Source organism: Actinomycetota bacterium, from assembly GCA_036280995.1.
Lineage (GTDB): Bacteria > Actinomycetota > CALGFH01 > CALGFH01 > CALGFH01 > CALGFH01.
In genome coordinates this window covers 1-16,378 of the sequence record DASUPQ010000496.1, presented here as the reverse complement: position 1 = coordinate 16,378, position 16,378 = coordinate 1, and the positions used below count along the sequence as shown (strand labels likewise).

General features: G+C 73.6%; 16 protein-coding genes and 1 pseudogene. 8 read left to right on the top strand and 9 right to left on the bottom strand.

Features of this window, described 5'->3' with window-relative positions; all coding sequences use genetic code 11:
- Positions 1–329, top strand: a 329-nt coding sequence (locus VF468_16855; protein ID HEX5879962.1) for a pirin-like C-terminal cupin domain-containing protein, incomplete at its 5' end; no start/stop codon positions are given.
- Here VF468_16855 and VF468_16850 read toward each other — a convergent pair.
- Genes VF468_16850 through VF468_16840 form a run of 3 tightly spaced genes read right to left on the bottom strand, consistent with a single transcriptional unit; the run spans position 326 to position 3,144 of the window.
- Positions 326–1,201: a glycosyltransferase family A protein gene (locus tag VF468_16850; protein HEX5879961.1), complete on the bottom strand. Its 876-nt coding sequence runs from the start codon at positions 1,199–1,201 to the stop codon at positions 326–328. The two genes, VF468_16855 and VF468_16850, sit on opposite strands and share 4 nt — an antisense overlap.
- Positions 1,188–2,141: a hypothetical protein gene (locus VF468_16845; protein HEX5879960.1), complete on the bottom strand. Its 954-nt coding sequence runs from the start codon at positions 2,139–2,141 to the stop codon at positions 1,188–1,190. Before VF468_16845 ends, VF468_16850 begins: the two co-directional genes overlap by 14 nt.
- A 4-nt stretch (positions 2,142–2,145) precedes the next feature.
- Complete coding sequence (locus VF468_16840) at positions 2,146–3,144, bottom strand: NAD-dependent epimerase/dehydratase family protein (GenBank protein ID HEX5879959.1); 999 nt, start codon at positions 3,142–3,144, stop codon at positions 2,146–2,148.
- Between the two features lie 359 nt (positions 3,145–3,503).
- Between VF468_16840 and ispD the strand changes: the two genes are divergently transcribed.
- Complete coding sequence (ispD, locus tag VF468_16835) at positions 3,504–4,292, top strand: 2-C-methyl-D-erythritol 4-phosphate cytidylyltransferase (GenBank protein ID HEX5879958.1); 789 nt, start codon at positions 3,504–3,506, stop codon at positions 4,290–4,292.
- Here the strand turns inward: ispD and VF468_16830 are convergent.
- The 4 genes from VF468_16830 to VF468_16815 all read right to left on the bottom strand — a co-directional run bounded on the left by VF468_16830 (position 4,225) and on the right by VF468_16815 (position 10,618).
- Positions 4,225–5,898, bottom strand: coding sequence for an MFS transporter (locus tag VF468_16830; protein ID HEX5879957.1), 1,674 nt, complete (start codon positions 5,896–5,898; stop codon positions 4,225–4,227). The genes ispD and VF468_16830 overlap by 68 nt on opposite strands.
- A 34-nt stretch (positions 5,899–5,932) precedes the next feature.
- Positions 5,933–7,741 carry a histidine kinase N-terminal 7TM domain-containing protein gene (locus VF468_16825; GenBank protein ID HEX5879956.1) on the bottom strand — a complete coding sequence of 603 codons (1,809 nt, stop codon included), beginning with the start codon at positions 7,739–7,741 and terminating at the stop codon, positions 5,933–5,935.
- 161 nt (positions 7,742–7,902) lie between these two features.
- Positions 7,903–8,193: a hypothetical protein gene (locus VF468_16820; GenBank protein HEX5879955.1), complete on the bottom strand. Its 291-nt coding sequence runs from the start codon at positions 8,191–8,193 to the stop codon at positions 7,903–7,905.
- A 118-nt stretch (positions 8,194–8,311) separates the two neighbouring features.
- Positions 8,312–10,618: an HAD-IC family P-type ATPase gene (locus VF468_16815; GenBank protein ID HEX5879954.1), complete on the bottom strand. Its 2,307-nt coding sequence runs from the start codon at positions 10,616–10,618 to the stop codon at positions 8,312–8,314.
- A 121-nt stretch (positions 10,619–10,739) separates the two neighbouring features.
- Between VF468_16815 and VF468_16810 the strand changes: the two genes are divergently transcribed.
- The 5 genes from VF468_16810 (at position 10,740) to VF468_16790 (ending at position 14,036) form a co-directional block, all read left to right on the top strand.
- Positions 10,740–11,654 (top strand): sulfite exporter TauE/SafE family protein, encoded by a 915-nt coding sequence (locus VF468_16810; GenBank protein ID HEX5879953.1) that lies wholly within the window; start codon positions 10,740–10,742, stop codon positions 11,652–11,654.
- A gap of 104 nt (positions 11,655–11,758) precedes the next feature.
- Positions 11,759–12,151: a GntR family transcriptional regulator gene (locus tag VF468_16805; protein HEX5879952.1), complete on the top strand. Its 393-nt coding sequence runs from the start codon at positions 11,759–11,761 to the stop codon at positions 12,149–12,151.
- The gene (locus VF468_16800) at positions 12,148–13,059 is read left to right on the top strand and encodes an ABC transporter ATP-binding protein (GenBank protein ID HEX5879951.1); all 912 of its coding nucleotides are present in this window, start codon (positions 12,148–12,150) and stop codon (positions 13,057–13,059) included. Before VF468_16805 ends, VF468_16800 begins: the two co-directional genes overlap by 4 nt.
- The gene (locus VF468_16795; protein HEX5879950.1) at positions 13,056–13,418 is read left to right on the top strand and encodes a hypothetical protein; all 363 of its coding nucleotides are present in this window, start codon (positions 13,056–13,058) and stop codon (positions 13,416–13,418) included. The genes VF468_16800 and VF468_16795 overlap by 4 nt, the downstream gene beginning before the upstream one ends.
- Positions 13,419–13,454: 36 nt before the next feature.
- The gene (locus tag VF468_16790; protein HEX5879949.1) at positions 13,455–14,036 is read left to right on the top strand and encodes a hypothetical protein; all 582 of its coding nucleotides are present in this window, start codon (positions 13,455–13,457) and stop codon (positions 14,034–14,036) included.
- Here VF468_16790 and msrA read toward each other — a convergent pair.
- Positions 14,033–14,673: pseudogene (gene msrA / locus VF468_16785) on the bottom strand (peptide-methionine (S)-S-oxide reductase MsrA). The gene VF468_16790 and the pseudogene msrA overlap by 4 nt on opposite strands.
- Before the next feature lie 80 nt (positions 14,674–14,753).
- Positions 14,754–15,452: a hypothetical protein gene (locus VF468_16780; protein ID HEX5879948.1), complete on the bottom strand. Its 699-nt coding sequence runs from the start codon at positions 15,450–15,452 to the stop codon at positions 14,754–14,756.
- A 91-nt stretch (positions 15,453–15,543) separates the two neighbouring features.
- On the opposite strand from VF468_16780, the gene VF468_16775 reads away from it, so the two are divergent.
- Positions 15,544–16,050, top strand: a complete 507-nt coding sequence (locus VF468_16775; GenBank protein HEX5879947.1) for a GDSL-type esterase/lipase family protein — start codon at positions 15,544–15,546, stop codon at positions 16,048–16,050.
- Positions 16,051–16,378 lie beyond the last annotated feature (328 nt).

The following is a 16,378-nucleotide window of genomic DNA, read 5'->3' as shown; positions in this document are numbered from 1 at the left end:
CGTGGCGGGCCGACTTCATCGCCCTGGTGTACGTGCTCGCCGGGTCAGGGTCGGTCGGCTCGAAGCGCCACCCGGTGCGCACTGGCCAGCTGGCCGTCTACGGGCCCGGCGACGTGGTGACGCTCGAGGCGGCCACGAGCCAGGAGAGCCGCCACCAGCAGCTCGACGTCCTGGTCCTGGGCGGGCAGCCCATCCGCGAGCCGGTGGCCGCCTACGGGCCGTTCGTGATGAACACCCGCGCCGAGCTCATCCAGGCGTTCGAGGACTACCAGGCCGGCCGCCTCGGCTCCATCCCGGCCGAGCCCCGCCCCGGCCACGAGGTGCTCTAGGGCCTGGGGGCCAGCTTGCCGTCGGACCGGAGTCCCGCGTTGGCCTCGGCGACGAGTTCGTCGATCCGCCGGGCGTGCGGTCCGTACAGCTCGAAGATCGTGTCGGAGTTCCGGACCGCGTTCCTGACTCTCGTCTCCTTCGAGAACAGCACGGTGCCTCCGTCCTGCGGGTAGTGCCCCACCGGGCCCTTGAAGGGGACGAAGCGGTAGCCGACCTGGTAGCCGTTCGTCCAGGCTCGGAGGCAGAGCTCGTTGTCGGCGCAGATGCCTGGGTCGCCGACGTTGGAGAAGGAGTACTCCCAGCCTCCCAGCAGCTCGTAGTGCCGCCTGCGGATGAAGTAGGGGCCGATGTTCACGTGGTGGACGAAGCGGAACTGGTCGCCTCCCCAGATGCGCCTCGCCTTGGCGGGGTCCGGGTCGAAGCTCCCGTAGGCCTGGAAGCCGCCGAGGATGGCCAGCCGGGGGTGGTCGTCGAAGGCCCCGAGCGCGGCGTCCAGCCAGTCGGTCTGGCGAGGGATGCGGTCGTCGTCCTGGACCAGGCAGACGACGTCCGCGCGGGCGAACCGGATCGCCCGGTCGAGGACCCGGATCTCGTGGAGGTCGTTCGAGTGGATCAGGAAGTCGTTGGGCCGGTTCAGGTAGGACAGCCACTTCTCGCGGGAGCCGTCGAGCGAGCCGTCCTCGCAGACGATCAGCTCGTGGTCGCCCATGCTCCTGAGGCCGCCGACCAGCTGGTCGATGTTGGCGATGCGGTTGAAGGAATGGACGACGAACGCCAGCCTGGGCCGGTCCTGGTAGCGGTGGGAGGAGGACCGCCGCCGCCGCTTCTCCGCCTTGACGCGCTCGATCGTCCTCCGGTCAACGGCTGTCACGGACGACGCTCCTTCGGTGGGTGTTGGTGTGCGGCAGCTCAGGGGCGTTCAGCAGGACCGTCCTGGCCAGGCTCGACCCGTTGTGGACGAGCTGGTGGCACCGGCTCAGGAGCAGGTACTCGATGACCGCGTCCTCCCCGTTCCGGGCGGCCACGTCGCGGTCCCGGGCGATGTAGGCCGGCATGATCCAGCCGGTCGGGCCCTGTCCGGCCGCCTCACCGTCCCGGTGCCGGACGGTGTCGTAGGCGATCACGCGGACGCCGAACGCCGACGCCAGGTGGTCCAGGGTCGCCTGCTCGTCCGATGCCACCAGGATCTTGGCCCGTGGCTGGGTGTCCAGCAGGCGCTCGATCTCGGCGACGTACCGCGAGAGCACCAGCGAACCCTGACGGAACGGGCGGAGCTCCTGCCTGGAGGTCGCGTCGGTCCCCCGGGCATGCACGCCGATGAGGTGGTGTCCGGCCATCCGGCTGGCGAAGAAGTCGTCCACCTTCTGCAGCAGGTAGGCGCGCGGGCGGATGTAGCGGTCGATGATGGCCTTTGCCTGGCGCCGCAACACGTCATCTGGATCGTCCCACCTGTAGGGGATTCGCAGCGCCGTTCCAGTCAGCTGTGGATGGTCTCCGAAGTGGCTGGAGACGAAGGTGTGCTCGTCGGCGAGGTAGCCCACCTCGTGGGGCGAGGGCGGCTCGGCGGACAGGCGTGCCCGGACGGGCTCCGGGATGCTGGAGGCCGGGTGACCGGGGAGGACGGGCTCGAAGTAGTATTCCCAGACCGTCTGCCGGCCGCGGTAGCCGTTGGGGGTCCAGTAGCAGGTGCCGCGCCCGAAATGGACGACGGGGATCCGGTGCTCGGCCAGGGCCCAGGGGATGTTCGCGATCACCTGCTGGATGAGCGAGAACAGGCCGACATCCCGCTCGCAGACGACGTGGAGCCGCACCGGTCTAGCGGCCGGCGGCCGGCGGGGAGGTCCTCGCGGCGGCCACCTGCTTGTCGATCCAGCGGTAGGTCGGCTCCAGCCCCTGGGCGAGCGTGATCGTCGGCTCCCATCCCAGCACCTCCCGCAGCCGGCGGTTGTCGGAGTTGCGGCCGCGCACGCCCTGGGGGCCGTCGACGTGCCGCAGCGTGATGCCGGCCTTGCCCGAGATCTCGACGATGATCCGGGCGAGCTCGTCGACCGTCACCAGCTCGTCGCTGCCGAGGTTGAGCGGCTCCCGGTAGCTCGACTGCATGAGCCGGTAGATCCCCTCCACGCAGTCATCGACGTAGCAGAACGACCGCGTCTGCTTCCCGTCGCCCCAGACCTCGATCTCCCCGCCCGGCTCGACCGCGGCCACCTTCCGGCACAGCGCCGCCGGGACCTTCTCGCGGCCGCCGTCGTAGGTCCCGTAGGGCCCGTAGATGTTGTGGAAGCGGACGATCCGCGTCTCGAGCCCGAACTCGTCGGCGTAGTACCGGCACAGGCGCTCGGCGACGAGCTTCTCCCAGCCATAGGCGTCCTGCGGGCTGGCCGGGTAGGCGTCCTCCTCCCGCAGGGGGGTGACGTCCGCCTCGGCCTGGAGGTGGTCGGGGTAGATGCAGGCCGAGGAGCTGAACAGGTAGCGCGAGACGCCGTTCATGCGGGCCGCCTCGAGCGTGTGGATGTTGATCAGCGCGTTGTTCCGCAGGATGGTGGCATGGTTGGCCGAGATGAACCCCATGCCTCCCATGTCCGCGGCCAGGGCGTAGACGTCGTCGATGCCGCGCGTGGCCAGCAGGCACTCGTCGAAGCGGCGGAGGTCCCGGAGCTCGAACTCGTCGGCGTCGACCACGGTGTACTCGGGAAGGCTGGTGTCCACCCCTCGGACCCAGTAGCCGCGCTGCTTCAACGACGTGACGAGATGGTGGCCGATGAAGCCGCCGGCCCCCGTGACCAGGACGCGCGGACGATCTTGGGTTGTCATCTGCTGCTCCTTGCCGGTTGGCGCCGCGCCGCGCCCGAGGCGGTGGGCAGGCACGCGGCCAGGCGTGCCAGCCAGCACGGAACGGCTCCGGTGCGGTGGCGGCGGTCTTGACGTGGTGAGCGCTTGCCGCTCGGACCGGTCCGCCCGGCCGCGATGCGCAGGCCGTGGCGCAGACCAGGTTCAGGATCGTCGTGAGCTTGCGCAGCCTCCCTGCAGGACCGGCCCGGCCGCCGCAGGGTCAAGGCGGCGTTCTCTCGAGGTGGAAGCCTACCCGAAGGCGACGACATGACGACAATCGGCCGCTGGGCGACGATCCGCTACCGTTGGCTGGCCCGGGTGGCCAGCGGAGGGGTGGCCAGGTGACCACGCATGCCGCAATCGTCCTGGCCGCCGGAGCCGGCACCAGGGCCGGCGGCGGCCGCAACAAGGTCTACCTGCCCCTTGGCGGGCGGCCCATCGTCACCTGGTCGCTGGAGCTGTTCCGCCAGGTCCCCGGCATCGGCCGGCTGGTGCTGGTGGTGCGCGAGGGCGACCGCGGGCTGGCGCGCGAGGTCCTGGACCGCGAGCCCACGGGCGTGCCCGTCGAGCTGGTGACCGGCGGCGACACCCGCCACCAGTCGGAGTACCGGGCCCTGCTCCACCTGGCCGACGACATCCGCCGGGGGGGGATCGACGTCGTCCTCGTCCACGACGCCGCCCGCCCCCTGACCCCGGTCGAGGTGGTGGAGAAGGTGCTGGCCACGGCCGTGCGGACCGGCGGGGCGATCCCGGCCCTGCCCCTGGAGGACGTGGCCGTGGTCGACGAGGCCGGCCGGGTCCTGGCGGCGGGCCGCACCGGCCTGGTCCGGGTCCAGACTCCCCAGGCGTTCAGGGGCGCCCCGCTGCTGGCCGCCTACGAGGCGGCCGCCGTCGACGGCTTCGCCGGGACCGACACCGCCTCGTGCGTCGAGCGTTACGGGGACGTGCCGGTGCAGGTGGTCGCCGGCGACCAGCGCAACCTCAAGGTGACCTACGCCGACGATCTCCTGCTGGCCGAGCTGCTGCTGGCCGCCTCCGGGCGCAGGCGCCCATCCGGCGTGGTCACGGCTGGTCCTCGGCCTGGGCCTGATGGCGCTCGCGGGCCACGGCGTGGGCCCGCTCGGTGCTGAGGGGATGGCCCGAGATGGCCTCCAGGAACGGGACCCGCTCCAGGGCGTACAGCTCGGCGTCGCTGGCGGCCACGACCGTGGCCGTCCTGGGCACGTCGCGGAGCAGGGCGATCTCGCCGAAGTAGCCGCCCGGGCCGAGGGTGGCCATGGGGCGGCCGTCGTGGAGGACCTCGACCTGGCCGGCGGCCAGGACGTAGAAGCGGTCGCCCTCGGCGCCCTGGCGGATGACGACCGTGCCCTTGGGCGCCTGGACCGGGGTCATGGCGGCGGCCACGCGCTCGGCCACCTCGGCGGCCAGGGGGGCGAACATCGGGACCTCCCGGAGCAGGGCCAGCTCGGCCGCGGGCACGGGGGCGACCACCTCGGCCCGGGCCAGGCGGGCCCAGACGGCCAGGGCGGCGACCAGCATCAGCCCGCCGGTGGCGAGCAGGGTGCCGCGCACCTCGAGCAGGCCGATGGCCAGCGGCACGACCGCCGACCCGAGCCCGATCGCGGCCATGCTGACGCCCTCGAGCACGCCGAAGACCCGGCTGAGGACCTCGTTGGGGGCGCTGCGCTGGAGCAGCAGGCGCCCGGCGACCTCGGTGAGGACGCCGCCGACGCCGGCCACGGCGAGCAGGGCGGGCACGGCGGCCCGGCTCGGCGCCAGCCCGACGGCGCCCAGGGCCAGGCCCCAGCAGGCGAACCCGAGCACGATGGGCACGACCAGCCGCCGGCCGACCAGCAGGACGGTCAGGGCCGAGCCGGCGATGGCCCCGACCCCGACGGCGCTGTTGAGCAGCCCGACCCCCGAGCTGCCGAGATCAAAGACCTCGAAGGCCAGCACCACCAGCAGCACGTCCAGGGCCCCGACCATCAGGAACTGGGCGGTGAGCAGGCCGACCGAGAGCCGGGGGAGCCGCTCTCGGGCCAGGGCCCGGAACCCGCCGAAGCCGGTGGCCAGCAGCCCCCGAAGCCGTCCCGGCCGGCCCCCTTCGGCCGGGACGAGGTCGGGGCCGGGACCCTCGACCCCGGTGACCAGCAGGCCCGAGCAGGCCAGGGCGGCGCCCATGGCGCCGAACACCGCCCCCGGGCCGCTCACGTCCAGCAGCAGGGCGGCCAGGGCCGGGCCGGCGAGCACGCTGACGCTCTCGGTCCAGCTCGAGGCCACATTGGCCGCGGTCAGCTCGTCGGGGGTGCGGGCCAGGGTCGGCAGCAGCGCGTACTGGGCCGGGCGGGTGATGGTGATCGAGGTCGCGGCCAGGGCGGCCAGACCGTAGACCAGCGGGACCGGGGCCCCGGCGAGGAGGGCGACCGCCGTCGCGGCCATGGAGGTGGCCTGGGCGACATAGCCGCCGAGCAGGACCCGCTCGCGCCGGTAGCGGTCGCCGGCGACCGCGGCCAGCGGCGCCACCAGCGCCGCCGGAACCAGCTGGACGAGCGCGACCAGCCCGGTCGCGGCCGCCCCGCCGACCTCGTAGGCGAAGGCCAGGATCGACACCCAGGTCGCCCACTCGGCGACGTTGAAGCCGACGTAGGCCAGCTCGACCCGGAGCAGCCCGGGGTTGCCGGACACGGTCCGGACGACGCCGACCAGGCGGGAGAGATAGGAGAGCACCGCCCTCATCCTGCACGGTCCCCGGGGCGCGATCCAGCCGGTGCTAGCCGCCGCCGTTCGCGCCGGGGAGCAGGACCCGGAACGACGCGCCGCCGCCGGCGCGGTCCTCGACCCAGGCCCGGCCGTCGTGGAGGCTGGCGATCTGGGCGACCAGGGCCAGCCCGACCCCGGACCCGGGGGCGTAGGTGGCCCCGCCCGGGCCGCGCTGGAAGGGCCGGAAGATCGACTCCCGCTGCTCGGCCGGGATCCCGGGGCCGGCGTCGTCGACGCAGAGCAGCGCCCACCGGTCGCGGGGCTCGACCCGCACCCAGATGGGCGTGCCCGGGTCGGTGTGGCGGGCGGCGTTGGCGAGCAGGTTCTCGACGATCCGCTCGACCTTGGCCGCGTCGGCCACCACCTGGATGGGGAGCAGCTCCAGGCTGACCGGGTGGGCGGTCAGCTCCTCGCGGGCCTCGGAGACCACGCCGGCGACCAGGCTGGCCAGGTCGACCCGCTCGCGCCGCAGCTCGACGATGCCCCGGTCGAGCTTGTCGAGGTCGAGCAGGCCGGTGAGGATCCGGTCCAGCTTGCGGGCGTTGGCGGCGAGCCGGCCGAGGAGGTCGTCGGTGTCGTCCGGGGTCAGCCGGCCGCGGCCCCGCTGCAGGGTCAGGGACATGCCCAGCACCGAGGCCAGCGGGGTGCGCAGGTCGTGGGAGACGGCCTGGAGGAAGCCGCTCTTGAGCTCGTCCAGGGTGCGCAGGTGCTCGGCCGCGGCCCGCTCGCGGTCGAGGGCCACGGCCAGGCGGTCGGTGGCCACCCGCTCGTGGTTGAGGGCGGCGCACAGCCGCTCCTCGACCTGGCGCCGCTCGGTGACGTCGCGGGCCACCACCAGGTGCCCGCCGGGCTGGCGCTGGCGGTCGGGCAGGGCCGAGATGGCCAGGTCGTAGATGCGGCCGTCCCGGGTGACCTCCTCACTGGCCTGGTCGACCCCGGCGGCCAGGGCCGCGGTCAGGGTCGCGCTCCAGGTCGGCAGCAGCTCGGCGACCGGCTGGCCGACGACCTCGGCCGGCGGCCGCTCGACCAGCCGCCCGGCGGCCGGGTTGGCGTCCAGCACCCGCCCGTCGGTGTCGAGCACCAGGACCGGGTCGCTGATCGTGCGGAAGATCTGGCTGCGGGCCACCGGCCGCAGATCGAGCAGGCTGAACTGGTAGACCCCCCAGACCAGCACGGCCGTGGTCAGCACGAACGCGAACGGGGTCAGGTCCACCTGGCGGAACGGTCCAACCCTCAAGTTGAACAGGAGGTTGAGCAGGATCGGGAGGAGGATGGCCACGACCAGCAGCACGCTCTGGCGGCGGTACAGCCCCGACATCCGGCCGAGGGTCACCACCAGCAGCCCCGTGGCCACCCAGACGAGGGCGTTGTTGTAGAGCAGGTGGGGCCAGAACAGCGGCCCGGCCTCGGCCGCCTGGGCGGTCGCGACCGTCGCCCCGTCGGGGTAGAAGCGGACCAGGTCGTGGGTGCCGGCGCCGGCCAGCAGCAGCAGCACGGCCACGGGCTCCAGGGCCAGCACCGGCCCCGCCCAGCGCGGCCAGCGGGTGTGCCCGCTGCACTGGAGCACGAAGGCGAGGTAGGCGGGCGGGAGCAGCACGATGCCGACGTACTTCAGGTCGCCCCAGAACTCCCGGCGGGCCAGGTCGCCGGCGCTGAGCTCGAGCGCCGAGCAGACGCTCCAGAGCACCGCCCCCAGCAGCACGGCCAGCAGGCCGACGATGGTCGTGGTCGTGCGGCGGCGCCAGACGAACACGATGGCCACGGTGACCAGCAGCGCCCCGGCCACCAGGAGCCCGCCCGCGGGCGACCAGCGCATCATCAGCACGTCCGTGCGATCAGGGACAGTCCGGCGGAGATTCTAGAACACCGCTCGAGTATCCGGATTTGGGGGATTGGGTGGCCGCCGGGAGCGGCGGGCAAGCCTCGGCGCTGCACGGATGGCTGGGCGCTGCATGCGGCGCCGGATCCTCGAGCGGTGTTCTAACGGGCGCGGAGCTGGTCGTTGAGGTCGGCCAGCTCGCCGAGGACCGCCTGGATGTCGCCGATGGCCCTGGCCAGCAGGAGCCGGGCGTCGGCGATGGCCTCGTGCGCCTCGGGGTCGTCGGCGTCCGCCTGGTCGAGGGCGACCAGCAGCTGGCGCATGGCCGTGCTCAGCTGCACCTGGGCCTCCAGCCCGAGCCCCCAGAGCCGCCGGGAGCGGCGGCGGTCGGCGACTCCTGGAGGCGGCTGGACGGGTGGGGGCACGGTGACCGGCCTGAGACGGCGCTGCATGGACGGAACCTAGCCCGGCGCTGGCCCCGCGACCAGGCCGCGACGCGGAACTTGCGCCGGTCGGCTGGCTTTGTCTCGAGAACTGCCGACGGCCCTGACGGGCGGATGGGGGACGCGCTCAGGCCCGCAGGCGGAGCACGACCAGGGTCAGCAGGCCGCCGAGGACGACGTCCAGGACCAGGGCGGCCGCGGCCACCGGCAGCGGCGGCAGGTCGAGGGCGAAGAAGACGCGGAGGAAGGGGACGAGCAAGACGACGGTGAAGGCGCCGGCCATGGCGGCCAGGAGCAGGCCGCGGGGACGGTTGAGGGGGCGGGCGGCGAGGGCCAGGACGACCAGGCCGAGGCCGGCCAGGGCCAGGGTGGCGGTGGTGCGGGCCTGGTCCTGAGGGACGTTGGCCACGTCGGCGACCTGGTAGGCGATCAGGGTGCCGGCGGCGGCGGCCAGGCCGGCCGGGACGGCGAAGGTCAGGGTGCGGCGGACGAAGCCCGGGGAGGAGCGCTGGGTGGAGGGCTCAAGGGCCAGGAAGAAGCCGGGGATGCCGATGGTCAAGCTCGACACCAGGGTGAGGTGCCGGGGCAGGAACGGGAAGGCCAGGCCGGCCAGGCCGACGGCCAGGGCGAGGAGGGTGGCGTAGACGGTCTTGGTGACGAACACCTTGGCCACCCGCTCGATGTTGGCGATCACCCGGCGGCCCTCGGCCATCACCGCCGGCAGGGTGGCGAAGCGGCCGTCCATCAGGACCAGCTCGGCCACGGCCCGCGAGGCGGCGCTGCCCCCGCCCATGGCGATGCCCAGGTCGGCGTCCTTGAGGGCGAGGACGTCGTTGACCCCGTCGCCGGTCATGGCGACCACGTGGCCGCGGGCGCCGAGGGCCTCGACCATGGCCCGCTTCTGGTGGGGCACGACCCGCCCGAACACCGAGCGGGCCTCCACCAGCCCGGCCAGCTCGGCCGGGTCCTCGGGCAGGGTCCGGGCGTCCACCGGGTGGTCGGCGCCGGCGATGCCGACCTGGCCGGCGATCGCCCCGACGGTCCGCGGGTGGTCGCCGGAGACGACCTTGACCTGGACCCCCTCGTCGGCGAACCAGGCCACGGTCGCGGCGGCGTCGCCGCGGACCCGGTCGCCGATCACCACCATGGCCCGCGGCGCCAGCGCCGCCGGGACCCGCTCGCCGTCCAGGGGCCCGTCCGCGGCGGCCAGGAGCAGCACCCGGCGCCCCTGGACGGCGATCCGCTCGGCCCGGCGGAGCAGCTCGGCGTGGCCGTCGCCGGGCGCCAGGAGCACCTCGGGGGCGCCGAGGAGGAAGGCGCCGTGGCCGGCGAAGCTGGCCCCGCTCCACTTGCGGGCCGAGGAGAACGGCACCGCCGCCTCCGGCCGCCAGCCGTCCGGGGGCGGGAACGCCTGGGCGATGGCCCGCAGGGTGGCGTTGGGGTTGGGGTCGGCGGCGGCCAGGGCGCCGAGCGCGGCCGCGGCCGCCACCCCCGCCGGGTCGTCTTCGGCGACCAGCTCCTGCACGGCCAGGTCGCCGGCGGTGATCGTGCCCGTCTTGTCGAAGCAGATGACGTCCACCCTGGCCAGGGTCTCGACCGCCGGCAGCTCGCGCACCAGCACCTGGCGCCGGCCCAGGCGCACCACCCCGACGGCGAAGGCGACGCTGGTCAGCAGCACCAGCCCCTCGGGGACCATGGCCACGGTGCCGGCCACGGCCCCGCTGAGCCCGGCCCGGACCCCGTGCTCCAGGCGGAGCTGGCTGAAGAACAGCAGCGCCGCCGTCGGCACCAGCGCCCAGGTGACGTACTTGAGGATCTGGTCGACCCCGGCCCGCAGCTCGGAGCTGGCCAGGGTGAAGCGGCGGGCCTCCTCGGTGAGCTGGACCGCGTACGCCTCCCGGCCGACCTTGGTGGCCCGGTAGCGGCCGCTCCCGGCGGCCACGAAGCTGCCCGAGAGCAGCCGGTCGCCGGGCTGGCGGGCCACCGTCTCGGACTCGCCGGTGAGCAGCGACTCGTCGACCTCCAGCCCGGCCCCCTCCAGCACCTCGCCGTCGACCACCACCTGGTCGCCGGCGGCGGCCTCGAGCACGTCGTCGAGCACCACCTGGCCGACGGCCAGCTCGGCCACCCGCCCGTCGCGCACCACCCGGGCCCGGGGGGCGTTGACCACCTCGAGGCGGTCAAGGGTCTGCTTGGCCCGCACCTCCTGGACGATCCCGACGAGGGTGTTGGCCACGATCACGAGCCCGAACAGGGCGTCCTGGAGCGGCCCGACGACCAGGATCACGGCCAGCAGCGAGCCCAGCAGCAGGTTGAAGCGGGTCAGCACGTTGGCCCGGACGATCTGGCCGATGGTCCGGGTGGGGGCGCTGGGCACGTCGTTCACCAGCCCGCGGGCCACCCGGTCGGCCACCTCGGCCGCGCTCAGGCCCACGGGTCCGCCGTTGAAGTATCCGGAGTTCTGCGGACGCATGGTGGTGCCAGGAGATGCCAGAATTACCATCCCCATCAAGCTGGTAGACAAGACCAACTTCATCGGGAACACCGGAGGGACGATGCGCAAGCTGGTGCTGTTCGGGATGGTCGGGGCGCTGGCCCAGCTGATCGACGGCGCCCTGGGCATGGCCTACGGCCTGACCTCGACCACCCTGCTGGTCGCGGTCGGCACCGTCCCGGCGGCCGCCTCGGCCACCGTGCACCTGGCCGAGCTGGGCACCACCGCGGTGTCGGGCGTCTCCCACTGGCGCTTCGGCAACGTCGACTGGCGGACGGTGCGCTGGATGACCTTCCCGGGAGCGGTCGGCGCCTTCATCGGCGCGGTCGTGCTGTCCTCGCTCAGCGGCGACACGGCCAAGCCCTGGGTGGCGGGCATCCTCAGCGTGCTCGGCGTCTACGTGCTGTTCCGCTTCCTCGGCAAGGTCCGCGGCCCCCGGCCCCGCGCCGGCCGGCCGCTGCCCTCGGCCCTGCTGGCCCCCCTCGGCCTCGGCGCCGGCTTCCTGGATGCCGTCGGCGGCGGCGGCTGGGGCCCGGTGGGCACGCCCACCCTGCTCGCCTCCGGCCGCATGGAGCCCCGCAAGGTCATCGGCTCGATCGACACCGGCGAGTTCCTGGTCGCCCTCGGGGCCAGCCTCGGCTTCCTCGTCTCGCTCAGCTGGAGCCAGGTGCCGCTGACCCTGGTCGTGCTGCTGCTGGCCGGCGGCCTGGTCGCCGCCCCCCTGGCCGCCTGGCTGGTCAAGCACCTGGCCCCCCGCAAGCTCGGGGTGATCGTCGGCGCCGCCATCCTGCTCACCAACGCCCGCACTCTGGCCTCGACCTTCGGCGTCGAGGGGGCCTGGCGGGCCGCCATGTACCTGGCCATCGTGGCCGTGGTCGGCGCCCTGGCCGCCTGGCGCCTGACCCAGTCCCGCCAGCGGCGCCGGGCCAAGGCCCTGGCCGCCGCCCAGCCGCTGCCCGAGCCCGTCGGCGCCTGAGGAAGGTCGTTCTGACCGACACCTGACCTGACCGGCTGGTTGACAGGCGGCCGGCCGCGGCCCACTCTATCTATTGTCCTACGACAATGAGATAGGAGTGCCGGATGATCGAGTTCCACCTTGACGGCCGCTCCCGGGTCTCGACCTACATGCAGCTGGTCCAGCAGGTCCGCCAGGCCCTGCGGGTCGGGCTGCTCGAGCCGGGCGACCAGCTCCCCCGGGTCCGGGAGGTGGCCGAGTCCCTGGCCATCAACCCCAACACGGTGCTCAAGGCCTACCGCGAGCTGGAGCACGACGGCCTGGTCGAGGGCCGGCCCGGGCAGGGCACCTTCGTGCTCCGCTCGCTGGCCGGCCCCGCCCTGGCGAGCCAGGTCGAGCTCCGCCGGGAGCTGTTGGGCTGGCTGGGCCGGGCCCGCGCCGCCGGCCTCGACACCGAGGACGTGGTGGCCCTGTTCGAGACCACCCTGCGGGCCTCGTCCGAGGAGGTCGTGGCATGACCTCCGCCGTCGAGGCCACCGGGCTGGGCAAGCGCTACCGGCGCACCTGGGCGCTGCGGGACTGCACCCTGGCCCTGCCCCAGGGCCGGATCGCCGCCCTGGTCGGTCCCAACGGCGCCGGCAAGACCACCCTGCTGCACCTGGCCGTCGGGCTGCTGGCCCCGACCGCGGGCGCCATCCGGGTACTGGGCGGGACGCCCGGCCGGGACCCGGCCCTGCTGGCCCGGGTCGGCTTCGTCGCCCAGGACGCCCCCCTGTACGGCGACTTCAACGTGGCCGACCACCTGACCATGGGCGCCAAGCTCAACCCCCGCTTCGACCAGGCCCTGGCCTGTGACCGGCTGGGCCGGCTCGGGGTCCCCCTCGACCGCCGCGTCGGTACGCTGTCGGGCGGCCAGCGGGCCCAGGTGGCGCTGGCCATGGCCCTGGCCAAGCGGCCCGAGCTGCTGCTGCTGGACGAGCCGGTGGCCAGCCTCGACCCGCTGGCCCGGCGCGAGTTCCTCCAGGCCCTGATGGGCAGCGTGGCCGAGCAGGGCCTGACCGTGCTGCTGTCGTCGCATCTGCTGGCCGACCTGGAGCGGGTCTGCGACTACCTGATCGTGCTCCAGGCGGCGCGGGTGCAGGTGCTCGGCCCGGTCGACGACCTGCTCGAGCGGCACAAGCTGCTGGTCGGCCCCCGCCGCGACCCGGACCGGATCGCCGGGGTGGCCGCGGTCGTCCGGGCCACCCATACCGACCGGCAGAGCACCCTGCTGGTCCGCACCGACGGCCCGGTGCGCGACCCGGCCCTGGCCGTCGCCGACGTCACCCTCGAGGACCTGGTCCTGGCCTACCTGGCCGACCCGTCGGCGGGCACCCTGCCCGGCCCGGCCGCGCTGGCCCCTCACCGGCTGGAGGCGCGGACATGACCTGGCTCGTCTGGCGCCAGCACCGCCAGCAGGTTCTGGCTGCCGGCATCGCGATGCTGGCGGTGGCGCTGTTCCTGGTCCCGACCGGCCGGCAGATGCACGCCGCCTTCGACGACCTCGGCCTGCGGAGCTGCCTGCCGGGCGCCGGCCCCTCCGAGCCCGTGGTCCCCGACGGCGGCTGTGCCTCGCTCAGCGAGCAGTTCAGCGGCCGCTTCCAGGGGCTGGCCACGACTAGCCTGCTGCTGCTGTTCCTGCCCGTCGTGGCCGGGATGTTCTGGGGGGCGCCGCTGGTCGCCCGCGAGGTGGAGCACGGCACCCATCGGCTGGTCTGGACCCAGGGCGTGACCCGGCTGCGCTGAGCCACGGTCAAGCTCGCCCTCGTCGGCGGCGGGGTCGTGCTGGTCGCGGTCGCCTACGCCCTGCTCGTCGGATGGTGGGTGGCGCCGCTCAACGACGCCACCGGCTACCGCTTCACCTGGCTGTTCTTCGACCAGCAGGGGCCGGTGCTGGTCGGCTACGCCCTGTTCGCCTTCGCCCTGGGCGTGCTGGCCGGCACCCTGACCCGCAAGGTCCTGCCGGCGATGGCCATCACCCTCGGCGGGTTCCTGGCCACCAGGGTGGCCGTGGCCCTGCTGCTCCGCCCCCGCTTCCTGCCCTACCAGCGGCGCGCCTACCCGACCGTCAGCGGCTCCGCGGCCGAGCCCGACCAGCTGGCCGGCGACTGGGTCATCAGCCGGGCCGTCTACAGCGCCCAGGGGGTCAAGCTCACCCCCGGCAGCGGGTCCCAGGCGCTCTGCGACCAGGCGACGGCGGCCTCGTGCGTGGCCAAGTACGGCGCCGGCTCCTACAACCAGGAGCTGTTCCAGCCCGCCGACCGCTTCTGGCTGTTCCAGGGCATCGAGACCGCCCTGTTCGTCCTCCTGGCCGTGGCCCTGCTGCTGGCCACCATCCGCCTGGTCCGCCGCCGGGTCGCCTAGACGAGGCCGACCGGGCAGCTCACGCCGGTGCCGTTGTCGGGGCAGTAGCCTCCTGGGACCTTGTGCAGGTACTGCTGGTGGTAGTCCTCGGCGTAGTGGAACGTCGGCGCGTCGGTGATCTCGGTGGTGATGGCGCCGTAGCCGGCGGCGGTCAGCTCCTGCTGGTAGGCGTCGCGGGAGGCCTCGGCGGACTTCCGCTGGGCTCGGAGAAGGTGTAGATGGCCGAGCGGTACTGGGTGCCGACGTCGTTGCCCTGGCGCATGCCCTGGGTCGGGTCGTGGTGCTCCCAGAAGACGCGCAGCAGCTCCTCGTAGCTGACCTTGGCCGGGTCGAACACGGCCAGCACGACCTCGGCGTGGCCGGTCTGGCCGGAGCAGACCTCCTCATAGGTCGGGTTGGGGGTGAAGCCCCCGGCGTAGCCGACGGCGGTGGTGTAGACGCCCGGGGTCTGCCAGAAGGTCTTCTCCTCGCCCCAGAAGCAGCCCATGGCGAACAGCGCCTGCTCCAGCCCGTCGGGGAACGGCGGGCGCAGCGGGGTGCCGAGCACGGCGTGGCGGTCGGGGACGGGCATGGGCGTGTCGCGACCGGGCAGGGCCTCGGTCTCGGCCGGCATGGTGGACTTGCGCCTGAAGAACATCGCGGCTCTCAGCTTTCTCGCGCGGGCCGCGGCTGGCTTCCACCACCGGTAACGCGTGGACCGGCCCCGGACGTTCCCGATCAGGGCGTCTCCGGTGGAGTCGGGAACCTGGGCGTGGTGGCGCGGAGCTGGCGCAGGCTGTGCAGCTGCAGAAGGAACAGCACCGTCCAGACCACCAGGAACGCCAGCGCGCCGCCGGTCACCACCGCGGCTCTGGCCGCCTCGGCGACCTGCAGGAGGAGCACCGCGATGGCCGCCGCCAGGGCCGCATCGACCGTCGCCACGATCGTCGGGGTGTTGATCAGGAAGTGGATCCAGAGCCATAGCCGGCTGGGGCGCTCCAGCAGGTAGGTGGTCACCAGGCCCCGCTCGTCGTCGTGGTGGCCGGTGGAGAAGTAGCGTTCCAGGCCGGGCTCGATCTGCAGGTAGGCCCGCCGCAGCCGGTTCATCGCCAGCACCAGCTGGAACTCCTCGGTGTTGATCTGCACCAGGCGGGCGAAGGCGGCGATGCCCAGGAGGAACACGACCGGCAGCAGCACCAGCGCGAGCGTGGTGGTGTGCGGCCCGAAGCCGGTCGCGTCGGCCAGCAGCGCGAGCGCGATGGTGGAGGCCGACAGCACGGTCAGGAAGACGGTCGCGCGGCTCTGCGCCTCGTTCCAGATCAGCGACCGTGCCGCGAGCAGGCTCCAGTGCTCGGTGGCGAGGATCGCGGCCGCATGCGGCCCGAAGTGGGTGGCTATCGTGGACCTCCTCGAGATGGTGGGAATGGCGGTCGCCATGGCGTAAGCGTTCAACACGGGTGAACTGTCGTTGACCTGCTCGGCACGGCCTGAACGCGGGTGCACCTGGCCGCCACCACCTTCCCGGCCCATGCCGTGTTCAACCTGGGCGTCTCCGGCGACACCGCCGAGGGGCTGCTGGCCCGGCTGGAACCCGAGCTGGCCCGCGCCGGCTCGGCGACCAGACCATCGTCGTCGTCGCCGTCGGGGTCAACGAGACCAGCTTCGACCTCCGGACCGGCCGGGCCGCCCACGACCCCGAGCGGTTCGCGGCCACCCTGGCCGAGCTGGTGGCCATGGCCCGGCGCCACACCGACCGGGTCCTGCTGGTCGGGCTGCTGCCCTGCGACGAGGCCAGGATGCAGCCGCCGCCCTGGAGCCGGACGGCGCCGAGAGCCACGCCAACGACCGCATCGCCGCCTTCAACCAGGCCGTCCGCCGGGTCGCCGCCGAGGGAGGAGTCGCCCTGGTCGACTGCTTCGACGAGGTGCTGGCCGGCGACCACGCCGCCCTGCTCCACGACGGGCTGCACCCCAACGGCGCCGGCCACCAGCTGCTGGCGGACAGGATCGGCGAGCGGCTGGCCCCGTGGCTGTGACCGCCAGCCTGTGGTCGGCCAGGCGGCTGCTGCTGACCATGTCCTCCCAGTCCGCCTCGACCTTCGCCAACCAGGTGGTCGCCTTCGTGATCCCTGGCTGGTCCTGAGCCGCATCGGCAGCGCCCTGAACGCCGGCGGGGTCGCGTTCGCCACCGGCATCGCCTCGGTGCTGGGGACCCTGTTCGGCGGGGTGATCGTCGACCGCATCGGGGGCCGCCGGACCGCCATCGTCTCCGACGCCCTCAGCCTAGTCACCGTGCTCGCCCTGGTGGTGGCGCTGTTCGCCGATTTCGTGCCCCTGTGGCTGATCGTCGTCACCCAGGTCCTG

What these genes read in the sequence shown, in the direction of transcription:
- VF468_16840 (HEX5879959.1), bottom strand. Translation starts at nt 3,144, where the DNA reads ATGACAACCCAAGATCGTCCGCGCGTCCTGGTCACGGGGGCCGGCGGC.
- VF468_16830 (HEX5879957.1), bottom strand. Translation starts at nt 5,898, where the DNA reads ATGAGGGCGGTGCTCTCCTATCTCTCCCGCCTGGTCGGCGTCGTCCGG.
- VF468_16825 (HEX5879956.1), bottom strand. Translation starts at nt 7,741, where the DNA reads ATGATGCGCTGGTCGCCCGCGGGCGGGCTCCTGGTGGCCGGGGCGCTG.
- VF468_16820 (HEX5879955.1), bottom strand. Translation starts at nt 8,193, where the DNA reads ATGCAGCGCCGTCTCAGGCCGGTCACCGTGCCCCCACCCGTCCAGCCG.
- VF468_16810 (HEX5879953.1), top strand. Translation starts at nt 10,740, where the DNA reads ATGCGCAAGCTGGTGCTGTTCGGGATGGTCGGGGCGCTGGCCCAGCTG.
- VF468_16805 (HEX5879952.1), top strand. Translation starts at nt 11,759, where the DNA reads ATGATCGAGTTCCACCTTGACGGCCGCTCCCGGGTCTCGACCTACATG.
- VF468_16800 (HEX5879951.1), top strand. Translation starts at nt 12,148, where the DNA reads ATGACCTCCGCCGTCGAGGCCACCGGGCTGGGCAAGCGCTACCGGCGC.
- VF468_16795 (HEX5879950.1), top strand. Translation starts at nt 13,056, where the DNA reads ATGACCTGGCTCGTCTGGCGCCAGCACCGCCAGCAGGTTCTGGCTGCC.
- VF468_16780 (HEX5879948.1), bottom strand. Translation starts at nt 15,452, where the DNA reads ATGGCGACCGCCATTCCCACCATCTCGAGGAGGTCCACGATAGCCACC.
- VF468_16775 (HEX5879947.1), top strand. Translation starts at nt 15,544, where the DNA reads ATGCCGTGTTCAACCTGGGCGTCTCCGGCGACACCGCCGAGGGGCTGC.